This is a genomic window from Methyloceanibacter sp. (assembly GCF_051306395.1).
Classification (GTDB): domain Bacteria; phylum Pseudomonadota; class Alphaproteobacteria; order Rhizobiales; family Methyloligellaceae; genus Methyloceanibacter.
The window spans coordinates 1-8,214 of the sequence record NZ_JBPPND010000142.1 but is presented as its reverse complement, the minus strand read 5'-3'; the positions used below and the strand labels follow the sequence as shown (position 1 = coordinate 8,214).

General features: G+C 60.1%; 9 protein-coding genes and 1 pseudogene. 6 read left to right on the top strand and 4 right to left on the bottom strand.

The window, feature by feature from the left end; genetic code table 11:
• Nucleotides 1-264, top strand: a pseudogene (locus ACSLE4_RS07415) (hypothetical protein); the annotation flags it as partial.
• Here ACSLE4_RS07415 and pqqB read toward each other — a convergent pair.
• From pqqB to ACSLE4_RS07395, 4 genes are all read right to left on the bottom strand, one after another.
• Nucleotides 261-1,211 carry a pyrroloquinoline quinone biosynthesis protein PqqB gene (gene pqqB / locus ACSLE4_RS07410; protein ID WP_435903837.1) on the bottom strand — a complete coding sequence of 317 codons (951 nt, stop codon included), beginning with the start codon at nucleotides 1,209-1,211 and terminating at the stop codon, nucleotides 261-263. The pseudogene ACSLE4_RS07415 and the gene pqqB overlap by 4 nt on opposite strands.
• A gap of 87 nt (nucleotides 1,212-1,298) precedes the next feature.
• Nucleotides 1,299-1,988 (bottom strand): response regulator, encoded by a 690-nt coding sequence (locus ACSLE4_RS07405; RefSeq protein WP_435903836.1) that lies wholly within the window; start codon nucleotides 1,986-1,988, stop codon nucleotides 1,299-1,301.
• Nucleotides 1,985-3,499, bottom strand: a complete 1,515-nt coding sequence (locus tag ACSLE4_RS07400) for a histidine kinase (RefSeq protein ID WP_435903835.1) — start codon at nucleotides 3,497-3,499, stop codon at nucleotides 1,985-1,987. Before ACSLE4_RS07400 ends, ACSLE4_RS07405 begins: the two co-directional genes overlap by 4 nt.
• A 74-nt stretch (nucleotides 3,500-3,573) precedes the next feature.
• On the bottom strand, nucleotides 3,574-4,479 hold the full coding sequence (locus ACSLE4_RS07395) for a hypothetical protein (RefSeq protein WP_435903834.1): 906 nt from the start codon (nucleotides 4,477-4,479) through the stop codon (nucleotides 3,574-3,576).
• Between the two features lie 208 nt (nucleotides 4,480-4,687).
• Between ACSLE4_RS07395 and ACSLE4_RS07390 the strand changes: the two genes are divergently transcribed.
• The 5 genes from ACSLE4_RS07390 (at nucleotide 4,688) to ACSLE4_RS07370 (ending at nucleotide 7,858) form a co-directional block, all read left to right on the top strand.
• Nucleotides 4,688-5,140: a hypothetical protein gene (locus ACSLE4_RS07390; protein WP_435903833.1), complete on the top strand. Its 453-nt coding sequence runs from the start codon at nucleotides 4,688-4,690 to the stop codon at nucleotides 5,138-5,140.
• Nucleotides 5,141-5,151: 11 nt separating this feature from the next.
• On the top strand, nucleotides 5,152-5,874 hold the full coding sequence (locus ACSLE4_RS07385) for a MotA/TolQ/ExbB proton channel family protein (protein ID WP_435903832.1): 723 nt from the start codon (nucleotides 5,152-5,154) through the stop codon (nucleotides 5,872-5,874).
• Nucleotides 5,874-6,329 (top strand): ExbD/TolR family protein, encoded by a 456-nt coding sequence (locus ACSLE4_RS07380; protein ID WP_435903831.1) that lies wholly within the window; start codon nucleotides 5,874-5,876, stop codon nucleotides 6,327-6,329. Before ACSLE4_RS07385 ends, ACSLE4_RS07380 begins: the two co-directional genes overlap by 1 nt.
• Nucleotides 6,330-6,347: 18 nt before the next feature.
• Nucleotides 6,348-7,166: a TonB family protein gene (locus ACSLE4_RS07375; RefSeq protein ID WP_435903830.1), complete on the top strand. Its 819-nt coding sequence runs from the start codon at nucleotides 6,348-6,350 to the stop codon at nucleotides 7,164-7,166.
• Between the two features lie 149 nt (nucleotides 7,167-7,315).
• Nucleotides 7,316-7,858, top strand: coding sequence for a copper-binding protein (locus ACSLE4_RS07370; protein WP_435903829.1), 543 nt, complete (start codon nucleotides 7,316-7,318; stop codon nucleotides 7,856-7,858).
• Nucleotides 7,859-8,214: the final 356 nt, after the last annotated feature.

The window sequence follows — 8,214 nt, the reverse complement described above, 5'->3', positions numbered from 1 at the left end:
CCGACCATGACCTTCGGCAGCCCCGAGGACACCGCAGCCTTCATGAAGCGCTGCCGCAAACGCCACAAGGCCCTGCGCAAGGAAGCCACGGTCAAAGGCAAGAGGCTGTTCGTCGAAAAGCCCGGCCCGTTCGCCGACCGCATCCATGCCTATTGGACCACGGCCGCGGTCGGTGCGGACAAGCCGGTCACCCCGCCGCGGCAGAACAATGTTGTGGCGATCGGCATGCGCGCACGGGACGCGCGGGCCAAAGCTAAGGCCTAAAGCCTCACTTCCATCCCATCGTAGGACACTTCCCACCCCGCTGCCTCCACCGCGGCCCGCTCAGGCGAGTCGTCGCGCAGCACCGGGTTGGAATTATTGATGTGGATGAAGATTTTGCGCGCGATATCAAGCGGCGCCATCTGCTCGAGCGTGCCTTTCGGTCCCGACATGTTCATATGTCCGATGCGGTCGCCGGTCTTCTGCATGAGTCCTTGAACGATCATCTCGTCGTTGGTGTAGAGCGTCCCGTCGAAAAACAGGAGCGGCGCGCCGTTGAGGCGCTCGCGCAGCGGATCGTCGAGCCCCGAACAGCCCGGAATGAAGAAGAAGTGCTTTCCGCTCGCATCCTCGGTCACCTTGAGGCCGACTGTGTCGCCCTCCTCCGTTCCGAAGCTGCCGCCTGTGCCCTTCTCTTCGTCTTCGAGATAGAGCGGGATCTTGCCGGGAACCGTGAAGGCGTCGATGGTAAGGCCCACCGGCCCTGAAGGCCCTTCGACGGCGAATGATTGGCCCAGCTCCATGGTCTTGCGTTTGACCAGATCGGCGTTCAGCACCTCGAAAATGCTGTTGCCGGCAAGAACGTCGAGCACACGCGCGCTGCCATAAACCGTAAGGGGCTGGCTTTCGCGCAGGCACAGAAGCCCTGCCACCGCGTCCACGTCGCCATTGGTCAGCACCACGGCCTTGATCGGGCTGTTGCGGGGCGGACCTTCGCGGTCAGGATGCAACTCCGGCGTTGCGTTAATCTGCTGCCTGAGGTCCGGTGAAGCGTTCAACAGCACCCATTGGCGGCCGTCAGCGCTGACCGCGACCGAGGCCTGGGTACGTGGCGTGACCGTCGGCACGCCATGCCGCGCATCGGCCGAGTTCTGACCGTTGCAATTCCACTGGGGCAGACCGCCGCCTGCGCCTGCGCCGATGACTTTGATGAACATGCTACGGGTCATGGCGTCTGCGGCCCCGCCCCGTCAAGGCAAAATGTCCGGCCTCGATCAGCGAGAGTGGGACGATGTGCGAAGAGCTCACGGTTCCACTTACAACGAGGCTCTTCCTCGTCTCCGTCGCCGCATGATACTGGCCGAAGCCCTACTTTCCGCGGCGGAGAGATGTTCGAGGGCAACACGGATCAACTCTGAACGGGTCCGTACGCCAAGCTTCACTTTGAGCTGCGTGGAAGCCTTGGCGACAGTGCTGCCGCTGATATTTAGCTTCTCGCCGATCCTCTTATGAGGCTTGCCGGCGGCGAGAAGCGTCAGGATTTGCACCTCCCGCGAGGTCAAGCCATCGAACTTGGTGCTTTTCACCTCCAGGCGCCTAAATACAGGGTCGGATGCAAGCTCGCGGCTTAGATAAAAACCGCCTTCGCACATCTTTTGAAACGCCTGGACAAACTCGTCGGGTCCTGCACTCTTGAGTACATAGCCGTTTGCACCGAGCTCAAATACCGAGCTGACGATCAGTGGGTCTCGGTGCATGGTCAACACCAGGATGGACGTGGACTCATCGACGCGACGGAACCAGCGGAGAAAGGAAAGGCCACTGAGCGGACCTGCCCGCATGGCAAGGTCGACTATAATCACCTCTGGCTTCGACTTGCGGTAGAGCCGGAAGGCTTCCGAAGTGCTCTGGGCTTCGTCAATCCCGCAAACGCCGATCGTTTCCAGAAGGCTCTTGCAGCCCTGGAGAACAATGGGGTGATCGTCGATGAGCAGGACGCTGGTCACGAGCGCGACCGCACAGGCTCAAGATAATCGGCGCCCTTAGCCGGTGCGCACATGATGGGAATATCAATGCGGATCGTGGTCCCCTTGGACGCCGAGCTCCTTATCGCACATGCACCGCCAAAGGCCCGTACGCGCTCGGCCATGGTGGCGAATGTCAGGTCCTTTGGCTTCGACGCGGAGAATCCGCTGCCGTCAAAGCGAAGCGTGGCACGCAAGGACTTGCGGGCGTGCTTTCGGGCACCGCGGCCTGCCGTTTTGTGCTCGCCGACATCCACATAGACGGTTTTGGTCTGGCCCTTGTGGACGGCCCCGGTCACGCCTTCCTGGATGCAGCGATAGAGCGTGAGGTCGCATCCCTCCCCATAGGACTTGGCGAGATCGCCGATCGTTGCCAGAATTTGCGTTTCGCGATGGCTTCGCTGAAGCCCACTGAGAAGCTCTTTAATGAGTTGCGGAAGTGAGATTTGTCCTATGGGTCCCGGCCTGAGCTGCTTCAGGATCGACCGGTTCATCGCTTTCAAACGGTCCGCCGCGTTCAAGATCTCGCCGACATGCCCGCCAATCTCGACGCCGGGTTCGCCGTCCAACCGACCGGCGAATGTCCTGATCGACGACGCGTTTGCGGCAATGCCAAACAGGCAGGCGCCAGCCTCGTCGTGCAACTCATGGGCGATCTCACGCCGCACCTGCTCTTGGGTCGATATGAGTTGGCGATACAAGCGACTGTTCTCTTCCCGCGCACTCGCAAGATTTCCGGCGAGACCGTTGAAACGTTCTGTGACGAGGGCGAGCTCTTTGACCCTGGGGGTCTTGAGCCGCATTGTATATCGGCCACCTTTGAGGCTCTGCATACCACGGGCCACGCTCGCCAGCGGATCGAGTACCCGCCCTAGGACCACATTGAGTAGGCTGAGGATAAGCGCATTGAGGCAGATCCAGACGAGCGCAAGCGAAGAGAAGTCCTGCCAAGCCTCAGCAATCTCGTCGACTGGCTCACCGATGATGATAACCGGGTCTATTCCACTCGCGGAAACCACCCGCACGGAGCGGCCCGACAGCTTCGGTCGCACCAGGTCCGCAAACAGCTTGGGTACACGGCCAGGGTGGCGTTGACCATTTGTGGAATTGGATTCGGGCGACAGCATGGAGAGCTTGCCGCCCTCCATGAGGAGGACGCGAACGTGGCGTAGACTCTTGAGTTCGTGGGGCAGCCGCTTGGACAGCAGATCCAAGCGATTCTGACTTGCAAGGTCTCTAATGGTGATCGAGGCAAAGCCCTGCGCGACATCCAGAGATGCCTCTATCTCGGTGCGCGTCGCACTACGCGTATGGAAGATCCAGACCGCGCCGGCGATGCTGGCCGCCAAAAGGTTGACGACCCCTACAATCACTAGAAGCTTCGTCCTAACCGACTGCCCATGCCAAAGAGTCTTAGGATTAAGCTTTTGGGTTACTCGCCAGAGCGGCCGTTTCGCTGAGTTGGGCATGGGTAGCAAACTCTTGCTGGACAAGGGCCGCTCAGAAAAACAAGGCAAATTACAGTATCGCTATGCATGTCTAAGAAAGCGGGGGGCCCTCCCGGCAGTTAGAATTCGAGCGCACCCTGGAACTTGAGCGCGGTATCGGACGTCATGTCAGTGAGACCGAACTGGACACCAACATTGAAGACGAACTCCATCTCCGCCGGACCGGCGACTTCATCGTCCTCGTCTTCACCTTCCCCGCCCACAGCGTCGTCATCGTCGCCGGGATTGTAGAATAGGGTCGGCCCGATGCTGTGCTCCTGGTCGTCGAAAGAGCCGGCGTGCGACAAATCTTCGATCTCGCCGAACATTTCCACGCCGACACCCCAGCGCCGGGCGACCTTATACTCAGCGCGCCAGCCATATTCGAAACCCAGGCCGTCGGTCTCCCGATTATCGCCGACTTGGCTGGTAAGGAACGGGTTGATCGTCAGCAGCAGCGGCCTGCTCTCCCACTCGACGATGGGACCGAATTCGATCTCGTCAACCTCGCCGCTGCGAGTCGCAAACCCGTAAGCTCCGAGAAAGGCGAGTCCGAGGCCGTCGCCTTCGCGCTCGATCAATTCATATTGCAGCTCAATCTCGACGGTGCTCAGATCAAAGTCCTCGTCGAGCGGTTCATCGGCGCTAAGGGCGGTTGAGAACATCCACCGGTCGGTAACACTCCACTGGAGTTCGATATCGTGGCTCTGCCGGAGGAACTCGCCCTCCTCTTCTTCCTCTAGCGCGCCCACCACGTCATCATCGTCATCGCCACCGCCCTCGGCTTCCTCGCGCTCTGCCCCAGGAAAACCCCAATGAACGGCGCCGCGATATTCGACCTCGACCTCGCCCTTCTCGACTTGAGATTCCTGGATCTCGAACTCGGCCAAGGCCTGTTTGAATGTCACGGTTGTCCCAAACAGAGTACCGAGCAACATCGCAGCCAGTAATGCTAACCACCGCCGCAAAGTCATGCCAACCCCCATTTTTTTTCGTCCCCCTGGAACCCGAAAGTGCCATGACACGTCCGGATAGACTATCCTAATTCGATCAGCAGGGAGCGGAAGCAACATCGGGAATATCTGGCAATCGAATTGCCAATCCCGACATGAATGATTTGCATCTATTTTGTTGCAGCGTTTTCACTTAATGCAACATGCCGCCCAACTTAAACAAGCTCGATGGAGGAGAGTCATGACGGAACTCCGTAACTCGTTTGGCCAACGGTCGCGTTTGACACGGCTAGGCATAGGCTTCGCGGTTTTGGTCTTCGGGGCCGGCGCTGCGACCGCCGAGGAAGGAAACATCGCCATCGAGCTGAACAAGCTCGAGGCCCACGACAAGGACTGCCGCGCTTATTTCGTGATCGACAACAAGAACGACACTTCCTACGACACCCTGAAGCTGGACCTTGTCCTATTCCGGCCGGACGGCGTGATCGGCCAGAGGTTTGCCGTCGAGCTGGCGCCGCTCAAGGCTAAGAAGCGGACCGTCAAGCTGTTCGACGTTTCCGGGACCGCGTGCGATCAGGTGGGCAGCTTTCTCATCAACGACGTGATGGAGTGCAAGGCGGACACCGGGGACGTGGCCGACTGCTTGCAAGAGATTTCGGTGTCTAGCCGGACCGACAACCAACTGACCAAGTAAGGACGCGTTCCGTGGAACGAGAAATCGCTGTAACCGCCGCCCAGCACGACTACTCCGTCTGGGGCCTTGTCATGCAGGCCGACCCGGTGGTCAAGGGCGTGATGCTGCTGCTCGTGCTGGCCTCTGTCGCTTGCTGGGCTATTATTTTCGAGAAGATCGTCCGTATCTCGTGGCTTAAGGGTGCCGTTCGCCGCCTTGCGAAATCGCGGGATGGCAAGGCGCGGGGCGGCCTCGCGCGGCGCATCCTGGAAGCCGGCGACGTCGAGCTGGAGACCGATCTCGACGATAGCCCCACCGAAAGGCGCTATCGCGTAGAGAACGCGATGCGGCTCTCGCTCAAATCCGAAATTCACCAGATCGAAGTCGGCCTTCCTTTCCTCGCGACCATTGGTTCCGCGGCCCCGTTCATCGGCCTGTTCGGGACTGTGTGGGGCATCGTCAACAGCTTCACCGCTATCGCCACTCAGAAGGACACGAGCCTCGCGGTCGTGGCGCCGGGCATCGCCGAGGCCCTGATCGCCACGGCACTCGGCCTTGCCGCCGCCATCCCGGCGGTCATGGCCTATAACCAGATCGCGGTCGCACTCGGGCGCTCCTTCGCCCGCGGCAATAGTGCCGTCATCGAGATTGCCCGCGATCTCGTCACCGAAGACACCCAGCTAGGGCAACAGGCACAGGGCCGGCGCGCCCGCGGCGCCAATGTCGAGCCGCTTCGCGCCGGGAAACATTCCTGATGGGTATGGCCCTCGGCAATAACGGCGGCGGCGGCGACGACGAGTATCGCCCGATCTCCGAGATCAACATCACGCCGATGGTCGACGTGATGCTGGTGCTACTGATCATCTTCATGGTCACGGCGCCGTTGCTCGTCGCCGGCGTTCCCGTGGAGTTGCCGAGCACGTCGGCCGCCAAGGTCAGTCAGCCGAAGAAGCCGATGATCGTTTCGCTGGCCGGCGACGGTTCGATCTATGTCCGCGAAGAGCAAGTCACCGAAGACACGCTCGTTCCGACGTTGATCGCCTTGCGCCAGACCGAAGGCGACACGGTCGTGTATGTCCGGGGCGACAAGAATCGCCCCTATGGCGAAGTGATGGAGATTCTCGGCCGCGTCGGAGAAAGCGGTTATGCGCGGGTCTCCCTGCTGTCCCAGCCGAAAGCTAATGGGGGAGCGGCGGGCCACAGTCCATAGGCATCTGAGCGAAATATCATGGCGCTCCGTATCATCACATGGCTGGTCTCGCTCGGCATCCACGGTGCCTTTGCGGCTGTCATGCTTTGGCCGTCATCGAGCGGCGCCGCCCTCGAGCAGGGAACCGGCGACGACATCATGATGATCGAGCAAGGCATTGCCTTGCAAGGCGTCGCCAAGCTCGGTGAGGACGTCGTCTCGGTAGAAGCCGTGGAGGCTCCGCCCGTGCAGACGGCGGCCGCCCAACCACTCGAGCAGATCGAAGCGATCGAGGAGCAAAAGGAGCTCCCAGTCGAGGACGTTCCTGAGGTGAAGTCGGTCGAGGAACAGCAGGTGCTCACCTCCGAGACGGGTCCCGAGCAGGAAAACGTCATCGAACCCGAGGAGGTGGACGAGGTCAAACCCGAAGAAGTGACCGAACCCACACGCGATGAAGTGAAAGAGCCCGAGCCCGAGGTCAAAGAGCAACCGCTCCCGCAGCAGGTCGCCACGGTTCAGCAAGAGACCGTCATCGCCATGCGCGAAAGCTCAGGCGATGAGAAGAAGGGCGGCGACGCCACGGCCCACCGGGCCTATCTCGGCAAGCTCAGGACCCATCTCGAGCGCAGCAAAGTAAACCCACGCACGACCCTGATCGGCACCGCAGTCGTGCGACTGACCGTCAAGTCCGACGGCGAGCTGGTTGCCCATAGGATCGTCAAGAGTTCCGGCTCCAAGACGCTCGACAATGCCGCCCTCGCCTCCATCCAGAGAGCTTCGCCGTTTCCGGCAATTCCTGACGAGGTCGGGGAAGAAACGATCGAGGTATCGGTGCCGTTCAAGTTCTCTGTCCGCTGATCTCAAGCGAAACTGCACACGTCAAGACACGCTCCATGGCAATGGAAGTAGCAAAAGTGGCAAGAAAACTGCCAATCGCTCTCTTAGCGTTTGACAGCCAGAGCACTTAACATCGTGTGCATAGTCACCGTCAGAAGGAGAAGGAACGAATGCCAAAACTAAGTACGTATGCCGTTCTCGCCGCGTCGGTCTTCACGCTTGCAGGCGCTGGCCCTTCGGCTCAAGCCCAGTTCCACGACCCGGCGGTCCACGGCCTGGAACGCCTGGAGCCCTTGGTCCTCGGCGTGGACAATGACAGCTCGAAGATGGCCCCCACAGAATATCGGTTGAAAGTCGGCCAGGGCTACCGCTGGAAAATAGTGGCGTCAGATCTAACCGAGTATGCGTTAGTCGCCCCCGAATTCGTCCGCAATATCTGGATCCGTAAGATCGAAGTTGGCGACCCGGAAGTCGAGATCAAGGCCGTCACCTTCGATGAGCTCGAGTTCGAGAACGGCGGCGAGGTCGAGGTTTTCTTCGTGGCAGTGAGGCCTGGCACCTATGAGTTCGGCCCCAAAGGCCTCATGGAGCGGGGAATGGTCGGCAAAATCATTGTCGAGCACGCCAACTCTGGTTCAGCGGCCGCCGCCACTCCTGCCGCAAAGGAAGCCACCTCAGATGACGACGATGATGGTGATGAGGACGACGGCTAGCCGATCCACACGGCAATGCGCTTGCCTTTGGACTAGGTCCGCTCCGAGTAGGTGGGTCGCGCGACTGCGGACAGTGGCCCGTCTGTATTCGAACTCCCTAGGCGGAGCGGACCATATCCCCGCCGGCAATGACCGCCAGATCTGCCAAGCACCAACTGTTGATGCGTGAGGGAGCTTTTTGCTCCCTGTCGATTGCCAAGAACCATGTAGGAAGTATTTGCAAAATAAGCGGAAATTACCGCGACTGTTTCATGAAATGAATGCCCGGCCAAACACCGCCTTGAACCCCTCATTCCTCGAAAAAATGCAGTATAGGTAGCTTGCCGTCCGCTCGACGGCGGGAGAACTGCCGTGGA

Excerpts from the sequence above, each read along its gene's own strand:
- ACSLE4_RS07375 (WP_435903830.1), top strand. The coding sequence starts at position 6,348 with ATGGCGCTCCGTATCATCACATGGCTGGTCTCGCTCGGCATCCACGGT.
- ACSLE4_RS07370 (WP_435903829.1), top strand. The coding sequence starts at position 7,316 with ATGCCAAAACTAAGTACGTATGCCGTTCTCGCCGCGTCGGTCTTCACG.
- ACSLE4_RS07380 (WP_435903831.1), top strand. The coding sequence starts at position 5,874 with ATGGGTATGGCCCTCGGCAATAACGGCGGCGGCGGCGACGACGAGTAT.
- pqqB (WP_435903837.1), bottom strand. The coding sequence starts at position 1,211 with ATGACCCGTAGCATGTTCATCAAAGTCATCGGCGCAGGCGCAGGCGGC.
- ACSLE4_RS07390 (WP_435903833.1), top strand. The coding sequence starts at position 4,688 with ATGACGGAACTCCGTAACTCGTTTGGCCAACGGTCGCGTTTGACACGG.
- ACSLE4_RS07395 (WP_435903834.1), bottom strand. The coding sequence starts at position 4,479 with ATGGGGGTTGGCATGACTTTGCGGCGGTGGTTAGCATTACTGGCTGCG.